The sequence below is a fragment of the Ruegeria sp. HKCCD7221 genome (assembly GCF_013031225.1).
Lineage (GTDB): Bacteria > Pseudomonadota > Alphaproteobacteria > Rhodobacterales > Rhodobacteraceae > Ruegeria.
The window spans coordinates 100,361-121,109 of sequence record NZ_WPZE01000003.1; the positions used below are offsets into that span (position 1 = coordinate 100,361).

23 protein-coding genes are annotated in these 20,749 nt (G+C 57.6%); 15 read left to right on the forward strand and 8 right to left on the reverse strand.

The window, feature by feature from the left end; translation table 11 throughout:
* Positions 1–22: 22 nt before the first annotated feature.
* The 6 genes from GOX73_RS09575 to GOX73_RS09600 form a co-directional block, all read right to left on the reverse strand.
* Positions 23–247 carry a hypothetical protein gene (locus GOX73_RS09575; RefSeq protein ID WP_171126271.1) on the reverse strand — a complete coding sequence of 75 codons (225 nt, stop codon included), beginning with the start codon at positions 245–247 and terminating at the stop codon, positions 23–25.
* Positions 248–362: 115 nt separating this feature from the next.
* Entirely contained in the window at positions 363–2,123 is a 1,761-nt protein-coding gene (gene ureC, locus GOX73_RS09580) for an urease subunit alpha (RefSeq protein WP_171126270.1), read from the reverse strand.
* Positions 2,123–2,428, reverse strand: a complete 306-nt coding sequence (locus GOX73_RS09585) for an urease subunit beta (protein ID WP_171123794.1) — start codon at positions 2,426–2,428, stop codon at positions 2,123–2,125. Before GOX73_RS09585 ends, ureC begins: the two co-directional genes overlap by 1 nt.
* Positions 2,425–2,586 carry a peptidase M23 gene (locus tag GOX73_RS09590; RefSeq protein ID WP_171123792.1) on the reverse strand — a complete coding sequence of 54 codons (162 nt, stop codon included), beginning with the start codon at positions 2,584–2,586 and terminating at the stop codon, positions 2,425–2,427. Before GOX73_RS09590 ends, GOX73_RS09585 begins: the two co-directional genes overlap by 4 nt.
* Positions 2,587–2,601: 15 nt before the next feature.
* Entirely contained in the window at positions 2,602–2,904 is a 303-nt protein-coding gene (locus tag GOX73_RS09595) for an urease subunit gamma (RefSeq protein ID WP_152460019.1), read from the reverse strand.
* Position 2,905: 1 nt separating this feature from the next.
* The gene (locus GOX73_RS09600) at positions 2,906–3,703 is read right to left on the reverse strand and encodes an urease accessory protein UreD (protein WP_171126292.1); all 798 of its coding nucleotides are present in this window, start codon (positions 3,701–3,703) and stop codon (positions 2,906–2,908) included.
* Between the two features lie 416 nt (positions 3,704–4,119).
* On the opposite strand from GOX73_RS09600, the gene urtA reads away from it, so the two are divergent.
* From urtA to GOX73_RS09675, 15 genes are all read left to right on the forward strand, one after another.
* A complete protein-coding gene (urtA, locus tag GOX73_RS09605; RefSeq protein ID WP_171126269.1) occupies positions 4,120–5,400 on the forward strand; it encodes an urea ABC transporter substrate-binding protein in 1,281 nt (426 codons plus the stop codon).
* A gap of 61 nt (positions 5,401–5,461) precedes the next feature.
* Complete coding sequence (urtB, locus tag GOX73_RS09610) at positions 5,462–7,414, forward strand: urea ABC transporter permease subunit UrtB (RefSeq protein WP_171134874.1); 1,953 nt, start codon at positions 5,462–5,464, stop codon at positions 7,412–7,414.
* Between the two features lie 3 nt (positions 7,415–7,417).
* Positions 7,418–8,647: an urea ABC transporter permease subunit UrtC gene (urtC, locus tag GOX73_RS09615; protein ID WP_171126267.1), complete on the forward strand. Its 1,230-nt coding sequence runs from the start codon at positions 7,418–7,420 to the stop codon at positions 8,645–8,647.
* Complete coding sequence (gene urtD, locus GOX73_RS09620) at positions 8,644–9,384, forward strand: urea ABC transporter ATP-binding protein UrtD (protein WP_171123781.1); 741 nt, start codon at positions 8,644–8,646, stop codon at positions 9,382–9,384. The genes urtC and urtD overlap by 4 nt, the downstream gene beginning before the upstream one ends.
* A gap of 3 nt (positions 9,385–9,387) precedes the next feature.
* A complete protein-coding gene (gene urtE, locus GOX73_RS09625; RefSeq protein WP_171123779.1) occupies positions 9,388–10,083 on the forward strand; it encodes an urea ABC transporter ATP-binding subunit UrtE in 696 nt (231 codons plus the stop codon).
* A 281-nt stretch (positions 10,084–10,364) separates the two neighbouring features.
* Entirely contained in the window at positions 10,365–10,547 is a 183-nt protein-coding gene (locus tag GOX73_RS09630) for a Flp family type IVb pilin (RefSeq protein WP_174825635.1), read from the forward strand.
* Between the two features lie 54 nt (positions 10,548–10,601).
* A complete protein-coding gene (locus GOX73_RS09635; RefSeq protein ID WP_171126265.1) occupies positions 10,602–10,784 on the forward strand; it encodes a Flp family type IVb pilin in 183 nt (60 codons plus the stop codon).
* Between the two features lie 165 nt (positions 10,785–10,949).
* The gene (cpaB, locus tag GOX73_RS09640) at positions 10,950–11,801 is read left to right on the forward strand and encodes a Flp pilus assembly protein CpaB (protein WP_171126264.1); all 852 of its coding nucleotides are present in this window, start codon (positions 10,950–10,952) and stop codon (positions 11,799–11,801) included.
* A gap of 27 nt (positions 11,802–11,828) precedes the next feature.
* Positions 11,829–13,388, forward strand: coding sequence for a Tad domain-containing protein (locus GOX73_RS09645; protein WP_171126263.1), 1,560 nt, complete (start codon positions 11,829–11,831; stop codon positions 13,386–13,388).
* The gene (locus tag GOX73_RS09650) at positions 13,385–13,888 is read left to right on the forward strand and encodes a TadE/TadG family type IV pilus assembly protein (RefSeq protein WP_171126262.1); all 504 of its coding nucleotides are present in this window, start codon (positions 13,385–13,387) and stop codon (positions 13,886–13,888) included. The genes GOX73_RS09645 and GOX73_RS09650 overlap by 4 nt, the downstream gene beginning before the upstream one ends.
* Complete coding sequence (locus GOX73_RS09655; RefSeq protein WP_171126261.1) at positions 13,885–14,571, forward strand: TadE/TadG family type IV pilus assembly protein; 687 nt, start codon at positions 13,885–13,887, stop codon at positions 14,569–14,571. The genes GOX73_RS09650 and GOX73_RS09655 overlap by 4 nt, the downstream gene beginning before the upstream one ends.
* Positions 14,572–14,582: 11 nt before the next feature.
* A complete protein-coding gene (locus GOX73_RS09660) occupies positions 14,583–15,785 on the forward strand; it encodes an AAA family ATPase (protein ID WP_171123769.1) in 1,203 nt (400 codons plus the stop codon).
* Between the two features lie 49 nt (positions 15,786–15,834).
* Positions 15,835–17,232, forward strand: coding sequence for a CpaF family protein (locus tag GOX73_RS09665; RefSeq protein WP_171126260.1), 1,398 nt, complete (start codon positions 15,835–15,837; stop codon positions 17,230–17,232).
* Positions 17,233–17,243: 11 nt separating this feature from the next.
* On the forward strand, positions 17,244–18,272 hold the full coding sequence (locus GOX73_RS09670; RefSeq protein ID WP_171126259.1) for a type II secretion system F family protein: 1,029 nt from the start codon (positions 17,244–17,246) through the stop codon (positions 18,270–18,272).
* A 12-nt stretch (positions 18,273–18,284) separates the two neighbouring features.
* The gene (locus GOX73_RS09675; RefSeq protein ID WP_171126258.1) at positions 18,285–19,268 is read left to right on the forward strand and encodes a type II secretion system F family protein; all 984 of its coding nucleotides are present in this window, start codon (positions 18,285–18,287) and stop codon (positions 19,266–19,268) included.
* 3 nt (positions 19,269–19,271) lie between these two features.
* Here the strand turns inward: GOX73_RS09675 and GOX73_RS09680 are convergent, their stop codons facing one another.
* Together GOX73_RS09680 and GOX73_RS09685 are read right to left on the reverse strand one after the other, a co-directional pair.
* Positions 19,272–19,763 carry a prepilin peptidase gene (locus GOX73_RS09680; RefSeq protein ID WP_171126257.1) on the reverse strand — a complete coding sequence of 164 codons (492 nt, stop codon included), beginning with the start codon at positions 19,761–19,763 and terminating at the stop codon, positions 19,272–19,274.
* Positions 19,763–20,608, reverse strand: a complete 846-nt coding sequence (locus tag GOX73_RS09685) for a LuxR family transcriptional regulator (RefSeq protein ID WP_171123759.1) — start codon at positions 20,606–20,608, stop codon at positions 19,763–19,765. Before GOX73_RS09685 ends, GOX73_RS09680 begins: the two co-directional genes overlap by 1 nt.
* Positions 20,609–20,749: the final 141 nt, after the last annotated feature.

Genomic DNA, 20,749 nt, shown 5'->3' on the forward strand with positions numbered 1-20,749 from the left:
GCCCCCCCTGCCAAAAGCCGTGTCAAAGCCAGATTGAATCCGCGAAGACGCGGTGTGGGATCCGGTCGCGTGTCAACCCGAGCTTGCGCAAGTCTTCGTCGCTGAGGGATTGAAGAAATCTGATCTGCTGAACGCGCGTTTGTGCGTCTGCCATCCGGATAAGAAACGAATAGATCGACGTCCCGAAGGATGCGATCAGTCCGGGTAGCGAAACGCGCGGGCTGGATTGCGGTGCTGAATGTGCCATGTGGACCTTCAAATTTGTTGGTCCTCCCTTGGTCTTCATGATGTGTCATGTCGGCCTCGTTTTGTAGTAGATGTTTGGTCATGGCTGCGCTGCATATGCTGCAACGCAGCATGCCTCAGAACATGAAATAGCGTTGCGCCATGGGCAGAACCTCGGCGGGTTGGCAGGTCAGCAACTCGCCATCGGCGCGGACCTCATAGGTTTCGGGGTCAACCTCGACCTGCGGCGTGGCGTTGTTCAGCAACAGGTCGCTTTTGCCGATATTGCGGGTGTTTAGCACCGCGACGGTTTGCTTGGCCAACCCCAATGTATCACCAATCCCCGCCGCCTGCGCCGCGCCCGAGACAAAAGTGATCGCCGAATGTTCGACCGAGCGCCCATAGGCCCCAAACATAGGCCGGCTATAGACCGGCTGCGGCGTCGGGATCGAGGCATTCGGGTCGCCCATCTGCGCACAGGCAATCGTGCCGCCCAGCAAGACCATCTCGGGCTTCACCCCGAAAAAGGCCGGGTTCCACAGCACCAGATCGGCGCGCTTGCCTTCCTCGATACTGCCGATCTGATGGCTCAGGCCATGCGCAATCGCCGGGTTGATGGTGTATTTGGCGATATATCGGCGCACGCGCATATTGTCGTTCTCGCCGGTTTCCTCGGGCAGGCGACCGCGCTGTTTCTTCATCTTGTCAGCGGTCTGCCATGTGCGGATTAGAACCTCACCCACACGGCCCATAGCCTGACTGTCCGAGGCGATGATGCTGAACGCGCCCATGTCGTGCAGGATATCCTCGGCCGCGATCGTCTCGCGCCGGATGCGACTTTCGGCAAAGGCCACATCCTCGGGGATGGATTTGTCGAGGTGGTGGCACACCATCAGCATATCCAGATGCTCTTCGACAGTGTTCACGGTGAAGGGGCGCGTCGGGTTGGTCGAAGACGGCAGAACGTGGTTCTCGCCGCAGATCTTGATGATATCGGGGGCGTGACCACCGCCTGCGCCTTCGGTGTGGAAGGCGTGAATCGTCCGGCCTTTCATGGCCCCCACGGTGTTCTCGACAAAACCGGATTCGTTCAGCGTATCGGTGTGGATCATGACCTGCACGTCCATCGCGTCGGCCACCGTCAGGCAGCAGTCGATAGCGGCAGGGGTGGTGCCCCAATCCTCGTGTAGTTTCAGGGCGCAGGCGCCTGCGTTGATCTGTTCCTCCAGCGCGGCGGGCAGCGAGGCGTTGCCCTTGCCCGCAAAGGCCAGGTTCATCGGAAACGCGTCGGCGGCCTGCAACATCCGCCCGATATGCCACGGTCCCGGCGTGCAGGTGGTGGCCAGCGTCCCATGCGCAGGGCCAGTGCCGCCGCCCAGCATGGTGGTCAGGCCGGAATGCAGCGCATCCTCGATCTGTTGTGGGCAGATAAAATGGATATGGCTGTCGAAACCCCCGGCGGTCAGGATACGCCCTTCGCCCGCAATAGCCTCGGTGCCGGGGCCGATGATGATATCGACGCCGGGTTGCGTGTCGGGGTTCCCGGCCTTGCCGATCTTGGCGATGCGCCCGTCTTTCAGGCCCACATCCGCCTTGTAGATGCCCGAGTGATCCACGATCAGCGCATTGGTGATGACCGTGTCCACGGCCCCTTCGGCCCGCGTGGCCTGAGACTGCCCCATCCCGTCGCGGATCACCTTGCCACCGCCGAACTTGACCTCTTCGCCGTAAAGCAGCGCGTTGTCGCCGGCGCCCCCGGTAGCAGCGGCACCCGCGCGTTCGGCGGTCAGGTCGCGTTCAACCTCGATCACTAGATCGGTATCAGCCAACCGCAGCCTGTCGCCGGTGGTGGGGCCGAACATGGCGGCATAGTCAGAGCGTTTGATTGTTACTGGCATCAGAGCGACCCCATGACCTTTTGATTGAACCCATAGATCTTACGCGCGCCCCCGATGGGGATCAGCGAGACCTCGCGCGCCTGACCGGGCTCGAACCGGACGGCGGTGCCGGGGGCGATGTCCAGACGCAGCCCGTGTGCGGCGGCGCGGTCGAAATCCAGCGCTGGGTTGGTTTCGGCGAAATGATAGTGCGAGCCGACCTGAACCGGGCGGTCACCAGTATTGGCGACCATCAGGGTGATGGCTGAGGCACTTGCGTTAAGGGTGATCTCGCCCTTGGCCGGGAACAGCTCGCCTGGGATCATTTGTTCAGCTTTACCATCAACGCGAAGGCGGCCAGCGCGACAACGGCCAGACCAACGCCCAGAGTCGCATAATCCGAGCCATGCGCGTGGATATGTGTTCCGTTATGGGCTGCCGCAGGGCCAGCAAGGATCAGGGCGGGGAAAAGCATACGGGTCATATCAGTGTTCCTTTTTTAGCGGATGGGATTGTGGACAGTCACCAGCTTGGTGCCGTCTGGAAAGGTGGCTTCGACCTGAACCTCGTGGATCATTTCGGGCACGCCCTCCATGCATTGCGCGCGGGTGATCACTTCGGCTCCGGCCTGCATCATATCGGCAACCGAGCGCCCATCGCGCGCGCCTTCGACCACCGCGTCGGTGATCAGCGCGATCGCCTCGGGGTGGTTCAGCTTGACGCCTCGGGCCAATCGCTTGCGGGCGACCTCGGCGGCCATGGCGACCAGCAGTTTGTCTTTTTCACGGGGGGTCAGGTTCATGTCAGATCATCCAGCATCGGGGAAGCGTGTCATTGTTCAGCCGCCGCAGCACCGGCATCAGTGTTCGACGGAGGGTAAAGCTGTCTTCGGCCAGCACCCGGATGACCAGCAGATCGCTTTGGATCAGCGAGGCTCCGGCGGTGGAGGGCAGCATCTCGCGGATAGGGCCGATCTGACCCTCGGCAGTGGGTGAGGCAAAGGCGACCAGCGCCATCGCCCCCGCACCGCCCGCGACATGTGTCTTGGCCAGGTGGGCGTGCAGATCACCGTCGAACTGCATCGCGTCCGTAAACAGAGGTGCGCCATCGCGCGCGATCTCAATTCGGTCTCGCAGGCGGATATTGGTCAGGGTCTCGCCCATCGCCATGCGACCAAAGATCAGGGGTTCGACCATCAGGGCGGTGGCATCCGAGGCAAGGTCGATCTGCAACCGGCGATCCAGCGCGCTGCCGTCGAACAGAATGGTTTCCTGCGGTAGCCAGTTCAGCCGCGCGCCCGGAGCGACGCTGAGATGGTTCACGATCTGACCTGACGGGCCGGGTTTGGCCTTGTACGCGCGTTCGCAGGCTTGGGTGGTCAGGGTCAGGGTCGTGCCATCGCCCGCGTGGCCGCTAAAGCGGAATGCGTCCCCTCCCGTGATGCCGCCAGCGGTGTTCAGCAGCACCGCGTCCAGCGCGTTCCTGTCGGTTCGGGGAAACAGGCACTTAAATGACCCCGATTGGCGAAAACCGTCCAATACCGACTTTTCGCCCAATTGCTTTGCACTTAGCCGAATCGCGCCCTTCGCGCGCGGCGGCATCGCGTCTTGCTTGGGCAATATGGAGGCATGTTGAGTAATGGCGCACCTGCGGAACCAGAAGTTATGCTGCTTGTTTCAACGTTTGCGCGCCGGAACTCTATTCTTCGACGTCGGTTTTCGTCGGTTTTCCGCAGTACGTGATTAATTTTTGGGCGCGACCTCAGGCGGCTGGTCAAAAAACAGGCAGATACGGCGGATTGTGAAAAATGATGGGCCCTGCATTTGCTAAATTCTCGGCGATGCAGAAACCGTATGGGTGCCCGCCGAGGAGATGACCCGGGGGTGTGTGACGGCTGCGCGAATTGGACCTCGGACACAACCGCCACACGGAACGCAACAACAGTTGCGGGGATCAGGTAGAAGAAGAGTGCGCGTCTGCGCAAGCCCTCTCTCCCGGCCCCGCCCAGGAGAATCATATGACATCTCTCAAATCCACGCTCGCCGGATCACTTGTCTTTGCCGCCATGGCGACCGCTGCACTGTCTGCTGAAGACACGATCAAAGTCGGTGTATTGCACTCGCTGTCGGGCACCATGGCGATTTCGGAAACCACGCTGAAAGACACCATGCTGATGCTGATCGACCAGCAAAACGCCAAGGGTGGCCTGCTGGGCAAACAGCTTGAGGCCGTGGTCGTTGACCCCGCATCCGACTGGCCGCTTTTCGCGGAAAAAGCGCGCGAGCTGCTGACCGTACATGAGGTGGATGTGATCTTTGGCAACTGGACGTCGGTCAGCCGTAAGTCGGTTCTGCCGGTGATCGAAGAGCTGAACGGCCTGCTGTTCTACCCGGTTCAGTATGAGGGCGAGGAATCCTCGAAAAACGTCTTCTATACCGGCGCCGCGCCGAACCAGCAGGCGATCCCTGCGACTGACTATTTCCTGGATGAGCTGGGAGTCGAGAAATTCGCGCTGCTGGGCACCGACTATGTGTACCCGCGTACCACCAACAACATTCTGGAAAGCTACCTGAAGGGTAAAGGCATCGCGGACGAGGATATCTTCGTCAACTACACCCCGTTCGGTCATTCCGACTGGTCCAAGATCGTGGCGGACGTTGTCGCGCTGGGCGCGGATGGCAAGAAAGTCGGCGTGATCTCGACCATCAACGGTGACGCGAATATCGGCTTCTACAAAGAGCTGGCGGCTGCGGGCGTTTCGGCGGATGACATCCCTGTCGTGGCCTTCTCGGTTGGTGAAGAAGAACTGTCGGGTCTGGATACCGCGAACCTGGTCGGTCACCTGGCCGCGTGGAACTATTTCCAGTCGGCCGATACCGAAGCCAACGCTGAATTCGTTGAAACATGGAAAGCCACCATGGGTGACGAGCGTGTGACCAATGACCCGATGGAGGCGCACTATATCGGCTTCAACATGTGGGTGAACGCCGCAACTGAGGCTGGCTCGACCGAGGTCGACGACGTACGCGCCGCGATGTACGGGCAGGAATTCCCGAACCTGACTGGCGGCACGGCGGTTATGCTGCCGAACCACCACTTGGCGAAACCGGTTCTGATCGGTGAGATTCAGGAAGATGGTCAGTTCGACATCATCAGCGAAACCGAGGTTGTGCCGGGTGATGCCTGGACCGACTTCCTGCCGGAATCGGCGGTTTTGATCTCGGATTGGAAAGAACTGGGCTGCGGTATGTACAACACCGAGACCAAGACCTGCGTTCAGACGCTGTCGAACTACTAAACCAGATGCAAGGCGGGTGTGATTGCCCGCCTTGCCCATAAGACACCTCGGGTTTCTCTACATGTTACGACTTTTCCTTGCGGGCCTCGCAATACTGTGCGCCTGCCTGACTGCCAACGCGCAAGAGGGCGGTCTGCAACCGATCCTGCAAGAGCACCAGGAGATCATCGCCAAAAGCTCACGCAAGACGATCGGACCTGCGATTGACGCGATTGCCAGCAGCGGCCTGCCTCAGGCGCAGGTGATGCTTGAGACTTGGGCCGCCAAGAATGTGTGGATGCGCAAGTCGGATGGTCTGTTCTTTGCCGGTAAAAAGGGTGAGGGACGGTCTTATGAGCTGACCGATTTCGACACCGGCGAAGTTGTTGGCACGTACAAGAAATCTGACCTGAAACAATTGAAGCCCAATAGCGGTATCCGCGCAATGATCGGGACGGCCTTGGTGCAATTCCAACTGACCGACCCGGACCGTGCGAAACGCGCGGCCGCGTTGCAATCTATACAACGTGATCCTGAAGGGGCCTTGCTGGCCCCCCTGCGCGCGTCGATTGAAGATGAACCCGACGAGGCGTTGAAGGCGCAGAAACAGCGGCTGGAGCGGTTGCTGACCATTGGTTATGACGAAGACAATGCAGCGCGCGTTGCCGCGATTGAGGACATGTCCGGCGATTTGGGCGTGGATGTCCGCGCAGCGCTGAATCCTCTGGTCGTGACCAGATTGCAGACGGCTGCGGAATTGCCCTCGGATGAGAATATAGCGACCGTGCTGGAGCCCGGATCAGACGTACTTTCACGAGATGCGGCCTATGACCTGCTGGTTGCCAGCGATCTGGCCGCCCCGCGCATTTCACCGGACGATATCCGCTCTGCACTGGCTGCTCATATCGACGGTGGCCGCGTCGGCGACGTTCCTGTCGCGCAACTGAATACAGACGCCACCCGCGCACAGGCTTATGCGGCACTGGCAGAAACCGGACTTGTTCCTGCACTGGTCACTGAGGTCGACATCGACGCCGCGCTGGGCGCACATGTGTTCTTTGAAACCTACGCAGAGCCGTCGCCCGAAGTGACCTCCGCCGCCGCGCAAGCGCTGGAGAAGATCGAGCTGAAGGTCGGCCTGAACCAGACGCTCGATTTGACGCTGGACGCGATCTCGCTGGCGTCGATCTATTTCCTCGCGGCCATCGGTCTGGCCATCACCTTCGGCGTGATGGGCGTGATCAACATGGCCCATGGTGAGTTCATCATGATGGGCGCCTATACCGGCTACGTGGTGCAGCAGTTCATCCCCGACCATACGCTGTCAATCATCGTGGCGATCCCGATGGCTTTTGCCGTCACCTTCGCCATGGGTGTGGCGATGGAGCGGTTGGTGATCCGCTGGCTCTATTCCCGTCCGCTGGAAACGCTGCTGGCAACCTTCGGCATCTCGATCGCGCTACAGCAATTGGCCAAGAACATCTTTGGCACGCAGGCGCGTCCGCTGACCGCGCCCGGCTGGCTGGACGGGGCGTGGGTTCTGAACGATGTGGTCTCGATCAGCTATATCCGCATCGCGATCTTCGTTCTGGCGATGATCTTTCTGGGGCTGTTCCTCTACATCATGAAACGCACCCGGCTTGGGCTTGAGATGCGCGCGGTGACGCAGAATCCGCGTATGGCCGGGTCGATGGGGATCAATCCGGGGCGGGTGAATATGCTGACATTCGGCTTGGGCTCGGGCATCGCCGGGATTGCGGGCGTTGCGATTGGGTTGTTCGCCAAAGTCACGTCCGATCTGGGCAGCGACTATATCGTGCAGAGCTTCATGACCGTGGTCGTTGGCGGTGTCGGCAACATTTGGGGCGCACTGGCGGGCGCTGGCATGATCGGCTTCCTGCAAAAAGGGATCGAGTGGATGAACCCGTCGAACACCCTCGCCGCGCAGACCTACATGATCATCTTCATCATCATTTTCATCCAGTTCCGGCCAAGGGGCATCATCGCCCTCAAAGGCCGCGCGGCGGGGGATTGAGCCATGGAACGCAGCTTTGTCGCCAAGAACCCATCCGTTCTGGTCTTTCTGGCCATCCTGTCCCTGTTCACTTTGGGCGTAACCGTCCTGTCCGAAGGGTTCGGGATCGGCGTGATCTCGACCAGTTTCGTCAAGACGCTGGGCAAGACCCTGTGCCTGTGCCTGATCGCCGTCGCAATGGATCTGGTTTGGGGCTTTACCGGTATCCTGTCCCTCGGCCATTTCGCCTTTTTCGGGCTGGGCGGCTACATGATCGGCATGTGGCTAATGTACGAACGCACCCGCCTGATCGTGGTCGAGTCGCTATCGCAGGCCGATATCCCGCCAACCTCAGCCGAGGTCGTGGACGCCATCGGCACGCAAATCTTCGGCGTGGTCGGATCGTCCGAGTTCCCACTGATCTGGGCCTTTTCGGACAGTTTGTTCCTGCAACTGGCGCTGGTCGTGCTGGTGCCCGGCCTGCTGGCGCTGATCTTCGGCTGGTTGGCATTCCGCAGCCGGGTGACGGGCGTGTACCTGTCGATTCTGACCCAAGCGATGACTTTGGCGCTGGCGCTGTACCTGTTCCAGAACGACAGCGGGTTGCGTGGCAACAACGGCCTGTCGGGTCTTCAGAACCTGCCCGGCGTCACGGCCTCGCAGGACGTGGTGTCGATTTGGTTCCTCTGGGCTTCGGCGCTGGCGCTTGGGCTGGGCTATATGCTGGCGGCATGGGTCGTATCGGGCAAGTTCGGCTCGGTCATCCGCGGCATCCGGGATAACGAGGCGCGGGTGCGGTTCCTTGGCTATTCGGTCGAGGTTTACAAACTGGCCGTGTTCACCCTGACCGCCTGTATCGCGGCCATCGCGGGCGCGCTCTACTACCCGCAGGCGGGCATCATCAACCCCGAGGAGATGGCCCCCATCGCCTCGATCTATCTGGCCGTCTGGGTCGCCATCGGTGGGCGCGGGCGTCTGTACGGCGCAGTCATCGGGGCGGCTTTCGTCAGCCTGCTCAGCACATGGTTCACCGGCGGGCAGGCGCCGGATATCCCGCTGGGGTTCTACACGATCAAATGGGTCGACTGGTGGCAGGTGCTGCTGGGCGTGTCCTTTGTGCTGGTCACGCTGTTCGCCCCGCAAGGGATCGGGGGGTTGTTCGACCTCTGGACCAACCGTCGCGCGCCACAGCGCCACGGCGCGGCCCTTGGGCCTGATGAAAGCGCATTGCGCGAAAAGGAGGCCACGGAATGAGCACTCTGCTAGAGGTCAGCGGCGTTTCTGTCACTTTCGACGGGTTCCGTGCCATCAACAACCTGTCCTTTCAGATCGGCAACGCGGAACTGCGTGCCGTGATCGGTCCGAACGGGGCGGGCAAAACCACCTTCATGGATATCGTCACCGGCAAGACCCGCCCTGACGAGGGCCGCGTGATCTGGGGCGAGAAATCCGTGTCCCTGCTGCGCATGAGCGAGGCAAAAATCGCGCAGGCGGGGATCGGGCGGAAGTTCCAGAAACCCACCGTGTTCGAAGATCAGACGGTGCAGGAAAACCTGCTGATGGCGTTGAAGAACAAACGCGGGTGGTTGGGCGTGCTGTTCTATCGCCCTTCAACGGTTGATCTGGACAAGGTCGAAGAACTGGCCGCCGAGATCGGCTTGAAAGATGAACTGACCCGCAAATCCGGCGAACTCAGCCACGGACAGAAGCAATGGCTTGAGATCGGCATGCTTCTGGCGCAGGAACCGCGCCTGCTGCTGGTCGATGAGCCCGCCGCCGGGATGACGCCGCAGGAACGTGAGCATACTACCGACCTGCTGGTGCAGGCCGCGAAAACCCGTGCCGTGGTGGTGGTGGAACACGATATGGAATTTGTGCGCCGTTTGAACTGCAAGGTCACGGTCCTGCACGAAGGCGCGGTTCTGGCCGAGGGGTCTTTGGACCACGTGACATCAAATCAGGACGTCATCGACGTCTATCTGGGGCGCTAGGCGATGCTGACACTTAACGATCTGACCCTGCATTACGGGCATTCGCAAATTTTGAACGGCATCTCGATGCAGGCTGCACAAGGCGAGGTGACCTGCGTGATGGGCACCAATGGTGTTGGCAAGACCAGCCTGATCAAGGCGATCTCGGGGACGCACCCACGATCCGGCGGGCAAATGGTGCTGAACGGAGAGGAGCTGGGCATCCTGCCTGCGCATCGCATGGCATGGAAAGGTGTGGCGTATGTCCCGCAAGGCCGAGAGATTTTCCCATTGCTGACCGTGCGTGAGAACCTGGAGACCGGATTCGCCTGCCTTCCAAAAACCGAACATCACATTCCCGATGAAATTTTCGAGCTGTTCCCAGTGCTCAGACAGATGCAGAATCGCCGGGGGGGTGATCTGTCCGGTGGGCAACAGCAGCAACTGGCAATCGCACGCGCTTTGATCACCAAACCAAAGCTGCTGCTGCTGGATGAGCCGACCGAAGGCATTCAGCCAAATATCATCCAACAGATTGGAGAAGTCATTCGCCACCTTCGCTCCAAAGGTGAAATGGCAATTGTGTTGGTCGAACAGTATTTTGACTTTGCTTATGACCTTGCTGACCGCTTTGTCGTGCTGAGGCGTGGTGAAATCCTGATGAAGGGCAGCAGGCAGGATCTGTCGCGCGAGCAAGTCCTCCAGGGTGTAACTGTCTAAACTAAATAGATTTTATTATTCTGCCCCGCCTTGCGTATGGGAGGCGGGATTTTTTGTGATCGCATTAAAGAATCCTTAAGAATCATGGCGCGACTCTCCTGACTGAGGCCGAATTTAGGACACAAATCTGCCCCAAACGACAAAAAATTCCCGTTATAAGGGAAAACTTTTGCGTTTGTGGGGAGGTTCGGCAGCATTTCGCTTGGTATCGATTTGTTAACGGGGATGTCTGCCTCGTGAGTGCGGATTTCGCACGTTGTAAACAGTCTGGAGTAAAAGTTATGTCGAATTCAATTCGTAAGATCTTCCTGAAGCTGCGCAAAGATGAGCGCGGCGCAACATTGGTCGAATATGGTGTTGCACTGCTGGTTGCGATTATCGCCGGTGGTACTTTCCTGACCACGCTGGCCAATGAGACCAACTCGAACTTTACTGACGCTACTACGTCGATTCAGACTCGCTAAGTTGCGTTGCTTCGTGCGTCTTTCGCACTCTTGTAACAATCTGGAGAAAAAATCATGTCGGAATCTATTCGCAAGATTTTCCTAAAACTGCGTGAAGACGAGCGCGGAGCCACACTTGTGGAATACGGGGTCGCTTTGCTGGTTGCGATTATCGCAGGCGGTACTTTCCTAACGACTTTGGCGAACGAAACGAACTCGAACTTTACTGACGCAGGATCAGCCATTACAGCGCGCTGATTCAGAGCGGCATGAGTTCTTCGAATAGCTAACTCCCCGCGCTTTTAGCGGGGGGATAGCGCCCAACTTAATCATTAGCGTCAGTCTGATCACCGTTTTGTAAAGTAACACAGCAATTCGCCCAAATCTGACTGCCAAAGCCGACTTCGGAAATTGGAGGGCAAAATGCGAGTTAAATCATTTTTGATGACAGTCTTCGGGGTCGCCTTGGCCGGGGGCGCAGTATTCTGGGCCCAAGACCAGCTTGAAAGAAATCAGGCAGCCGCTGTCGACACCACCGTCGTAAGCGTTGTCGCCGTTGCAGATAACATCGCCTTCGGTAGCCCGATCGAAAGATACAAGCTTACTACGATTGATTGGCCGGCCGACTCTGTTCCGCCAGGCGTATTTACAAGTTTCGACGATGTTGTCCCCACACCAGGCGGCGAGCCGCGCCGCGCGAAGCGTGCCCTGGCGCAGGGAGAGCTTTTGCTGGCGTCCAAAGTCTCTGGATTTGGTGAAAAAGTCACAATTGTTCAGACGATTGGTGAAGGCAATCGTGCGATGGCTATCAACGTCAACGCACAGACCGGCGTTGGCGGCTTCGTGACCCCCGGCGATTTTGTTGACATCGTTCTGACCCGTGGTAGCAATGATACCCTGCGTGCGCTGACCATCCTGCAAAACATCCGGGTTATTGGTGTTGACCAGAAAACCGATGAGGAACTGGACCAGCCAGGAATTGCCCGCACCGTAACGGTCGAAGTGACACCGGATGAAAGCCAACGCCTGGCGCTGGCGCAGAAAGCCGGACAGCTGAGCCTGTCTTTGCGGTCGCTGGATGAACTGGACGACAAGCCGCTGGAAACCGTGCGCCTGAGCGACATCCTGCTTGAAAAGTCACCGGTTGATGACGGCACGCCGCAGCCTGTGGTGAAGGTACGCCGCGGCATTACGGACGTCCAAGAGGTTCCGGTCGTAAACAACACCACAGAAGAAGAGACACCTGTCACTGATACGTCCAGCACCGTGAATTAAGGCGCGTCGAATTTGTCCGGAGGGTTAATGATGTTCTCGTTACGTACTTTCAGGAAAGAAGAAGACGGAACCATCCTGGTCTTTGCGGCCCTATGTCTGGCCATGATCATCGGATTTGCCGCTCTGACCTTTGACCTTGGACGTATGGCGTCGACGCAAACTGACCTTCAGGCCTACGCCGACCACGTCGCCTTGGCCGCCGCCGGAGAGCTGGACGGAAACCCCGACTCAATCACTCGTGCCACAAATGCGGCGGGTGCGATGATCGTGGATAAACAGTTCTTCGCCGATGGTGACAAAACCCTGGATTCGGCAGCGGATTTCTCGCTCCGTTTCCTGACGGGTTTGCCCACCCCGGCAGCGGATCCTGACGACGATGATGCCGTAGACAGCTTTGTCACGACCGACCCGGCTTTGGCTGTCATGGTTGAAGTGACAGCGACCCCAAGAACTGTATTCATCCCGTTTGCTCGTGCGCTGGCATCTTTGGTCGGTGCAGCGACCCCCAATGAACAGGTCGGTGCCCAGGCGATTGCAGGGTACACTTCTTACGCTTGTGACGTGACACCGCTGATGTTCTGCATCCCGCCTAACTGGTCGGCCAGCGACCCTGCGATTGTGGGGACGACGATCAAACTGCGTACCGGTGGGAACAATTCCGCTTGGGGTCCCGGTAACTTTGGTTTCCTTGACCCGACGGATTATGGAATCAATCCGCAGGGGCCCTGCAACGGGCTGACCGGGGCCAATCTGTACATTTGCCTGATCGCGGCGGACGGCAACAAAGGGCGCTGTGTTGCGCAGCGCGGTGTTGACACCGAACCCGGTCAAAGAAACGGGATCGGCAGCGCGATCTATAACTCTCGCTTCGATTACTTCTCGGGTACGATGAATAATCTGAAAACCGTAGAGGCCTACGCGCCCGCACCGAATGTTATCTCGGGCTGGAACCGCTCGGGCAATAGCAACGGCAACGGCACTGGCCCGAATTGCATAAACGGCCAGCCAGAAGTTTCGCTGGATACGCTTCCTTTGCCGCCAGATGATTGTTTCGTGGACGACTCCTGTAGTTTCCCCGGCGGTGGCGGTCGATTTGGTGACGGGGATTGGAGTGATGGCCGGTCGGATTACCTGACCCAGAACTATGGCGTCGGCCTGGACCCGGACAACGAACTGCCAGCGCATTCTCAAGGCCTGAAAGTTGACGCGCTGAACGCAATGCCTGCATCGACCACGCGCTACCAGATGTATCTGGAGGAAATTGACCAGTTCGGCAGCGGCGATATCTTGGAACAACGCCAAGAGAACGGCCGCCCCCAATGTAACGCGCCTGCCACGTCAACTGATCCCGACCGCCGGACCTTTATTCTTGCTGCCGTCGACTGCGCCGCAAACAACGTACAGGGACGTGCAGAAGACGTCACGGTGAAAGAATACGTAAAAGGCTTCCTGATCCAGCCATTGGCGAACACCACCGGTACAGACTTTGACATCTTCCTGGAAGTTGTCAGCCAGGTCGGTGGTGACGGTCTGGGCGGTAACGAAGACGACGGAATCTTCCGCGACGTCGTGAGGTTGTACCGGTGAAACGTCTGATTGCTCATATCACGCGGCTCAAGCGCTGTGAGTCAGGCGCGCCTATGGTCGAATTTGCCATCATCCTTCCGGTTCTGCTGCTGTTCATCGCAGTTATTATCGAAGGCGGCCGGATCACCTGGATCCATCAGGCGACGGCAGGCGGTGTACGGGATGCGTCCCGCATGATTGCCCGCATTGCCCCACTGGACTTGTGTGGCACTGGAACCGGCACCGTAACGGCTGCGGATTATGATGATCTTGTGACTGATATCGTAACCAACCAATTGGGTAGCTCGTCGATCATGCCGGGGGGGACGAACGTCGTTGATGTCACTCCTACCTGTATCCCCCGTTCAGGAACGTATCGGGTCAGCCCTGCCTCTATCGTCGAAGTTACGGCCGAGGTTGAGATTGACTTTATCTTTGGTGGAATTTTTGGCTGGTTCGGCGACTCGCTGACATCCATTACCACCGTGATTTCGGATCAAAGCAGGGTGTACGGCGTATGAGACAGCTAGCCCATATAGCAAGGTTGCTTTGCCGTCAGGAACGTGGCGCGGCACTGGTCGAACTGGCCATCGTCATTCCCATATTCCTGTTCCTGATTTTTGGCGTCATCGACTATGGTCGCCTGTATTGGTCAACCACAGCGGCACAGAAAGCGATGCAAACAGCCGCGCGACTGGCCACAGTTGGTCCGCCTTTGTGTGGGGCTCTTCCCCCGGAACATGAGATTGCCAGTGGTGTAGGGGCCGACACCAGATTTGGGACTTTGTGCAGAACGGGTGGATTAGGTGGTATTTGTGTTGATGAAACAAATAACCTGCCAGACCCATGTACTTTGGCGGATGTGCCGACAATATACACCGGCGCGAGTGACACGCAGCCCGACTATGCTGATCGCATTTGGGCCGAGATCGGGCCATTGCTTCCGCCTGGATCGACCCGTGACAATGTTCAATTTACCTATTCGCATGACTGGCAGCTTGGTTTCCTTGGCGGACCCTATACGCCTGTTGTCACAGCAGACCTGGTTGGTGTCGACTTCAATTTCGTGATGCCACTGGCGGGACTGGCTGCCTTGGCAGGTGGAGGCCCTGCGGTCACATCCAATACCCCAAACAGTATTTCCCTTCCCGCCATGAGCACTTCGGTACCTGCCGAAGACCTGGCTGTCGGGGCGGTAGAGTAAGGAGAAAGATAATGAGTGCTAAGCAGATTTCAGTATTGTTAATTTCGCCTGACGAACAAATCTATTCGGCGATCGAAGGATCCCTGGCCAGTCAGGATAACTGCACGTTCACCGGTCAGAAGGACACGGTCGAGGGTGCCAACGGATCGGCCGTCTCGCTGACCGCGCTGCATGATGTTGTGCTTTTCGACGTGGACGAGAATTCGGACGCCATGCTTGAGACCGCGCAATCCATCTGCGATGCCCGGATGCCGAACGCAATCATTATCGCTCTGGCCCCTGAAGACCTGCCGCTTGAAAAGGCGCGTCAGCTCACGAAGCTGGGCGTAGATGATGTTCTGCCCCGTAAGGCGATTAACGAAGAAATCGTTCCTCAGGTAGACGCAATCCGTGCCCGCCGCCAGGCTCAGTTGCCCGCTGTTTGGGGCGGTCAGGCGACTCTTGGCAAGGTCATTGCCGTAGCGAAGTCCCGAGGCGGGGTAGGGTCTTCGCTTGTTGCCGCGAATATGGCCAACGAACTGCAATGCAAGGAAGGTTTTTTCAAGAAAAAGGCCGCGAACGACGTCGCCGTCGTCGATCTTGATTTCCAGTTCGGGTCCATCGCGGCCCTGATGGACGTCGAAGAAAGTGACGCGATGTGGCGGATGGCTATGGAAGAAAGCATCCCTGACAATGCGTTTCTGGAACAGGCCATGGTGAAAGCGCCCTGTGGCGTAGACGTTCTGGCTGCGCCGTCTCGCTATGGGCCGTTGTCTGCGATCAAGGAAGAGCAAATCTCGGCTATTCTTGATAGCCTGCGGCGCACCCATGACTACGTCGTCGTGGATTTGCCTCGTGCTCTGGTAGAGTGGATCACACCTGTTCTTGCTCAGGCAGACCGGTTGTACCTGGTCACGGACGTCGCGGTTCCATCGGTTCGGTCCGCCCGTAAACTGATGGACTTCTATCAAGCCGAAAATCCGGCGATTGATATTCAGCTTGTCGCCAGCCTTGAGAAAAAGCCGCTGTTCCCCGCCGCGCACCATCGGGCAGCGTCGAAATTGCTGGAAAAAGACTTTGCCTATTGGGTGCCCAAGGACGATCGTACAGTGCGTGAATCCGTTGATCGCGGCATCCCGCTGCAGGAGGTCTCAAACCGGGCACCTGCGACGCGCGCCATCAAGAAGCTGGCAGATGAAACCCGTATCGCAATGCCGCCTCGTGTCGGTAAGTGATCGGTCGCCATCTGTAGACGTGAATTAACAAGTAATAAGGGTTTGGAATATGTTTCGTGAATTTGACAGAACAGGTCGCACATCTTCTGGCGCAGCCAAGATTGTGGCTTTGGACACGAAGCAGGTTGCCGACAACCTGTCCGATATTGCAGCATTTGATGCCGAGAAAAAAGCGAACCAGCAAGCAATGGAGCTGGAGCGCATTGATCTGAAGGCGCGGATGCACAACTCGTTGCTGGATAAGCTGAATCTGGCCGTCATCGACAAGGTCGAAGAAGAAACGCTTCGCGGCGAGATTGGGAAACACGCAACGGAACTTCTTCGTGCCGAAGGTCGCGCGATGCGCAGCGAAGAGGTCAAGCAACTGGTCGAGGAACTGATGCATGAGGTTCTGGGGCTTGGTCCTCTTGAACCGCTGCTGGCCGATCCGACGATCAACGATATCCTGGTCAACGGGCATGAACAGATTTTCGTGGAACGTGCCGGTATTCTTGAAAAAACGTCGGCCCGGTTCCGTGATGAACGTCACCTGCTTAGAATTATCGACAAAATCGTCAGCCGCGTGGGTCGCCGTATTGACGAACGCCAGCCCTGGGTGGACGCGCGTCTGGAGGATGGCAGCCGGGTCAATGCGATCATCCGCCCCTGTGCGCTGGACGGCCCGGCGCTGTCAATTCGGAAGTTTGCACGCGTTCCGCTGACGATGCAGCGTCTTGTTCAGAACGAAGCCCTGAATGACAGTGCTGCTGCCCTGTTGCGCGGGCTGGTCGAAGCCAAGATGAACGTCTTGATCTCGGGCGGTACCGGTTCGGGTAAGACAACCATGCTGAACGCTCTGTCATCTTATATTGGTGCCCGTGAACGTATTGTAACGATCGAAGACGCCGCGGAACTGCAACTGCAGCAGGAACACGTCCTGCGCATGGAAACTCGCCCGGCAGGTCTGGACGGAACTGGTGCGGTGGCGCAGCGTGATCTGGTTCGCAACGCGCTTCGGATGCGTCCCGACCGTATTGTGGTGGGCGAGGTTCGCGGCTCGGAAGCCTTTGACATGCTGCAAGCGATGAACACAGGTCACGACGGATCGATGACCACAGTTCACGCCAACACGCCCCGAGACGCTTTGGCGCGGGTCGAGCAGATGGTTCAGATGGGTGGGATGGAGCTGCCGCACACGGCGATCCGGTCAACCATCGCGTCGGCCATCAACTTCGTGCTGCAGCTGAACCGTATGTCTGACGGCACCCGACGCGTAACATCCATTGCCGAAGTCACCGGTATGGAAGCAGACGTGGTGACCATGCAGGATATTTTTGTCTTCAAGCGTCAAGGCAAGGACGAAAACGGCAAGGTACTGGGTAAGTTCGTTGCAACCGGCATTCGCCCCAAGTCCAGCGATGTTTTGGCCGCGGCCGGCGTGGACTTGTCTTCAGTCCAATTCAACTAAGGAGGTCGGCTATGTTTGAGCAAATTCGGGCTTTCTTTGCAGACATCGACATCAACGCCATTTTAGGCCCAGAGTTGGAAGTGGCCGGGTTTGACGCCCAGTTGGTTATGGCACTGGCCATTTTCCTAGGTGCGCTTATTGCCTTTGAGGGTATACGGCAGTTTCTGAAGCGCGGTGAAAACCGGGAAGAGGCGATCAATCGTCGCGTTCAGATGTTGAACCAGGGTTCAACCGGAGAAGACGTTCTGAACCTGCTGAAACCGCAGGAAGCCAGACCGCTGCTGCGGAAGTTTCCCCTGGTCGGCGATTTACCTGCTGCGCTTAAGGCTTCGGGTTTGAATATGGTTCCCGAAGTATTTCTGATGGCTTGCGTCGCTGCGTTTCTGATTTGCGCGATCGGCGGGTCGATGGTGGCTAACCCCCTGCAGGTGGTTCCGATTTCTGCTTTGGTTTTTCTGATCGGGCCGCTTGTTGCCTTGGGCGCCACGCTCCGTCAGCGTAAAGCTGCCTTGATCAAGCAACTGCCCGATGCGCTGGACCTGATGTCGCGCGGGTTGAAGGTGGGGCACCCGCTGAACGCGACCTTGCAAAGCGTCGCCGAAGAAATGCCGGATCCCATCGGAACAGAATTTGGCCTTGTCGTTGACCAAGTGGCCTTTGGCGAAGAATTGACGACGGCCATGAAGGCAATGGCCGACCGTATTGACGAAGAAGACGTTCAATACCTGGCCGTTGCGCTGATGATGCAGCACGGCACGGGGGGCGACCTTGCGGGTATTCTTCGCACACTGTCCCGCGTTATCCGTGCGCGCATGTCTTTGCGCCGCAAGATCAAGGCGATTTCGGCCGAAGGACGGATGACCGCCTATATCCTGTCATCCATTCCGGTTCTGATCGCCGTATTCATGACGATTATTACGCCTTCATATTATGGCTCTGTAATGGACGCTCCGGCGTTTTGGCCGGCAATGAGCGTTATCGCGGTGGCAGTTGTTCTAAATGCCTTCGTGATGTTCAAGCTCGTGAATTTCCGGATATAAGGAGAATTTACGATGGAATTTATTAGTTCACTTTTGGATGGTGGCTGGGCAACACAAGCCTTGATCCTTGGCCTTGTTGCTGTTGGCGCAATTATCGCTTTTCTGGGAATTTCGTCATCGTTAAGCGAACGCTCCACAGCGGCCGAGCGTATGATGCCGAGCCGTCAGCGTCAAAACCTGGCCCGGACAACAACCAATGACCTCGAAGGCGAGGCTCCGGTAGGGTTGAGCGCGGCCTTGATCCCAAGCGATGCCAGTGAACGCTTCGAAGTTGGGCAGGTTCTGGCGAAATCGGGCTTTCGGGGAAAGAACGCGATTGCGGGGTATTATTTCCTGCGGTTGATGTTGGCCACGTCACTGCCTTTGCTGTTCATCCTGTTGCTGAACTGGCAGCCGGCGAACAGTGTCGGTAATTCCATCGGCAAATATATGTCCAGCTTGGACCTGATGGAAATCATCCGTAACGTCGCCATTTTGTGTGCGGTTGGTTTCTTTGGCCCTCAATACTGGATGAACGCGCGCATCAAAGAGCGCAAGCGTCTTATGGAAAATGCCTTTCCCAACATGCTGGATCTTCTTCAGATCGGCGTCGAAGCGGGAATGGGATTTGATCAGGCCCTTCTGAAGGTCGCTGTGGAAATGCAGCTGGTTTCGCCCGAAATGTCCGAAGAAATCCTGATTGCGCTCAGTGAAATTCAGGCCGGTCGCGACCGTGACACAGCGCTCATGCGCATGGCCCGTCGCACCGGTATCGAAGAAATGAGTTCCTTCGTAAGCGTTGTCCTTCAGTCGACAAGATTCGGTGTGCCGCTTGCGGCAGCACTGAACACATACGCCGAAGAGATGCGCGAGTTGCGCGAATTGCGGGCGCAGGAAATGGCCAACAAGCTGCCGGTGAAAATGTCGGGTGTGATGGCCTTCCTGATGCTGCCAGCAATCGCTGGCCTAATCCTGACGCCGATCTTTATCCGCTATGCTGAAACGTTCGGGAACTGATCGTTAACCGGTCAGTTCCGCGACTGATATGGCGATCAGGACCAATCCTGCCGACCCGATTGCGATGCCCATTGGAAACTCACGTGATTGGGCGGTCGACTTGAAACGAGGGGAAGTATCGCGCGCAAGACGGCGGAACAAGGCCATGCCAACCAGACCGACCGCCATCGCGGCCGCAAACAAGAACAGGTAGTTCGGTATCTGGGTCGAAGGAACAGCAAGAAAGACGATGGGTAGCATCTTGGCGTCCCCCCCGCCAAGCCAGTTGATGGCAAACAGACCGAAACAGATCACAAAGCACGCCCCCGCGATCAGCAAGCGCAAAAGAAGCTCGTTCCATGTCAGAAAGGGTGCGGCAGCCACAAACAGGATCAGGCCCACAATGCAGTAGGTATTTGGAATCCGAAGTTGGGTGAAATCCGTCCAGGCCATTGCGACGAACAGCGGTGCGAACAGCCACAATGCCAGCCAATTTTGCCAGTCGGTGTCTGGCATCAAGCCCTTGCCTGATGCTGCTTTCCGTGCAGTGCTTCGCGTTCTTCGACTGAAACCAAACGTCTTGCCAGCATGTGAAAGTTATCCAGACCTGTTTTCGAATAGATATGCTTCAGATGCGTTCTAACAGTTGCTGGCCCAATTCCAAGCTCTGTGCCGATCCCTTGCGGAGAAATGCCGCGCGAAACCAGCGCGCATACGCGCCATTCAGCGCGGGTCAACCCAGCCGGGTTTCCTGTGCTTAGGATTGGAGTGTCCGTTGTGCTTTTCCGAATTGTCGACACTGTTTGGCGCGACAAAGCTTCGGTGACCAAACCCGGTCGACGGCTTTGGTAGGTTTCTGAAAGCTGCGGAGCGATCTGTTCAATGGCTTCCTTGAAACCAGGTTCGGGGGTTTGCCCGAAATGTAGCTCCAGAAAGTCGATCTCGCCCCCTTGGTGATCCAGGCAGACAAACAGAATGTCCTTAATCTTGCGATGAGTTACCCAATCGACAAGGACGGGTGACAAATCGCTGGGATCTTCACCATCCTCACGCAAGCTGAAAACGGATGCCCGTTTCGGCATGTTGCGGAAAGGGCCCAATGCATCGTTGGCAAAGGACAAGAACAGCGGGCGGCTGACGGCCGGATCACGCGTGTCCGCACGGGCGGCAACGCGATGCGCCCCCTTGTTGAGCCAGAGCCGACTAATCACGCCGCAATCTGCACCGAAGGCTTCAACAATGCCCTTCAGCGCGGCGTCCAATACCAGACCACCTTGGCTCCAGTGAATGAAATTTATGATGGCTCTTGCGTGAAGCGTGTTAGGCAGCCACACTCCGCGATGAGCTTTCCCCCCATTCATGTCACACCGTTCCGTTACTCGTAAAAAATTGCAGGTTAATGATTTATAAAGTCTTTTCACATTTACCGATTCTACTCGGCCAACCAGAAATATCACTTGAAAATGAACCGAAAATTAATTTTTAACTAATTCGAGGGTATC

Excerpts from the sequence above, each read along its gene's own strand:
- GOX73_RS09575 (WP_171126271.1), bottom strand. The coding sequence starts at position 247 with ATGGCACATTCAGCACCGCAATCCAGCCCGCGCGTTTCGCTACCCGGA.
- ureC (WP_171126270.1), bottom strand. The coding sequence starts at position 2,123 with ATGCCAGTAACAATCAAACGCTCTGACTATGCCGCCATGTTCGGCCCC.
- GOX73_RS09585 (WP_171123794.1), bottom strand. The coding sequence starts at position 2,428 with ATGATCCCAGGCGAGCTGTTCCCGGCCAAGGGCGAGATCACCCTTAAC.
- GOX73_RS09590 (WP_171123792.1), bottom strand. The coding sequence starts at position 2,586 with ATGACCCGTATGCTTTTCCCCGCCCTGATCCTTGCTGGCCCTGCGGCA.
- GOX73_RS09595 (WP_152460019.1), bottom strand. The coding sequence starts at position 2,904 with ATGAACCTGACCCCCCGTGAAAAAGACAAACTGCTGGTCGCCATGGCC.
- GOX73_RS09600 (WP_171126292.1), bottom strand. The coding sequence starts at position 3,703 with ATGCCGCCGCGCGCGAAGGGCGCGATTCGGCTAAGTGCAAAGCAATTG.
- urtA (WP_171126269.1), top strand. The coding sequence starts at position 4,120 with ATGACATCTCTCAAATCCACGCTCGCCGGATCACTTGTCTTTGCCGCC.
- urtB (WP_171134874.1), top strand. The coding sequence starts at position 5,462 with ATGTTACGACTTTTCCTTGCGGGCCTCGCAATACTGTGCGCCTGCCTG.
- urtC (WP_171126267.1), top strand. The coding sequence starts at position 7,418 with ATGGAACGCAGCTTTGTCGCCAAGAACCCATCCGTTCTGGTCTTTCTG.
- urtD (WP_171123781.1), top strand. The coding sequence starts at position 8,644 with ATGAGCACTCTGCTAGAGGTCAGCGGCGTTTCTGTCACTTTCGACGGG.
- urtE (WP_171123779.1), top strand. The coding sequence starts at position 9,388 with ATGCTGACACTTAACGATCTGACCCTGCATTACGGGCATTCGCAAATT.
- GOX73_RS09630 (WP_174825635.1), top strand. The coding sequence starts at position 10,365 with ATGTCGAATTCAATTCGTAAGATCTTCCTGAAGCTGCGCAAAGATGAG.
- GOX73_RS09635 (WP_171126265.1), top strand. The coding sequence starts at position 10,602 with ATGTCGGAATCTATTCGCAAGATTTTCCTAAAACTGCGTGAAGACGAG.
- cpaB (WP_171126264.1), top strand. The coding sequence starts at position 10,950 with ATGCGAGTTAAATCATTTTTGATGACAGTCTTCGGGGTCGCCTTGGCC.
- GOX73_RS09645 (WP_171126263.1), top strand. The coding sequence starts at position 11,829 with ATGATGTTCTCGTTACGTACTTTCAGGAAAGAAGAAGACGGAACCATC.
- GOX73_RS09655 (WP_171126261.1), top strand. The coding sequence starts at position 13,885 with ATGAGACAGCTAGCCCATATAGCAAGGTTGCTTTGCCGTCAGGAACGT.
- GOX73_RS09660 (WP_171123769.1), top strand. The coding sequence starts at position 14,583 with ATGAGTGCTAAGCAGATTTCAGTATTGTTAATTTCGCCTGACGAACAA.
- GOX73_RS09665 (WP_171126260.1), top strand. The coding sequence starts at position 15,835 with ATGTTTCGTGAATTTGACAGAACAGGTCGCACATCTTCTGGCGCAGCC.
- GOX73_RS09670 (WP_171126259.1), top strand. The coding sequence starts at position 17,244 with ATGTTTGAGCAAATTCGGGCTTTCTTTGCAGACATCGACATCAACGCC.
- GOX73_RS09675 (WP_171126258.1), top strand. The coding sequence starts at position 18,285 with ATGGAATTTATTAGTTCACTTTTGGATGGTGGCTGGGCAACACAAGCC.
- GOX73_RS09680 (WP_171126257.1), bottom strand. The coding sequence starts at position 19,763 with ATGCCAGACACCGACTGGCAAAATTGGCTGGCATTGTGGCTGTTCGCA.
- GOX73_RS09685 (WP_171123759.1), bottom strand. The coding sequence starts at position 20,608 with ATGAATGGGGGGAAAGCTCATCGCGGAGTGTGGCTGCCTAACACGCTT.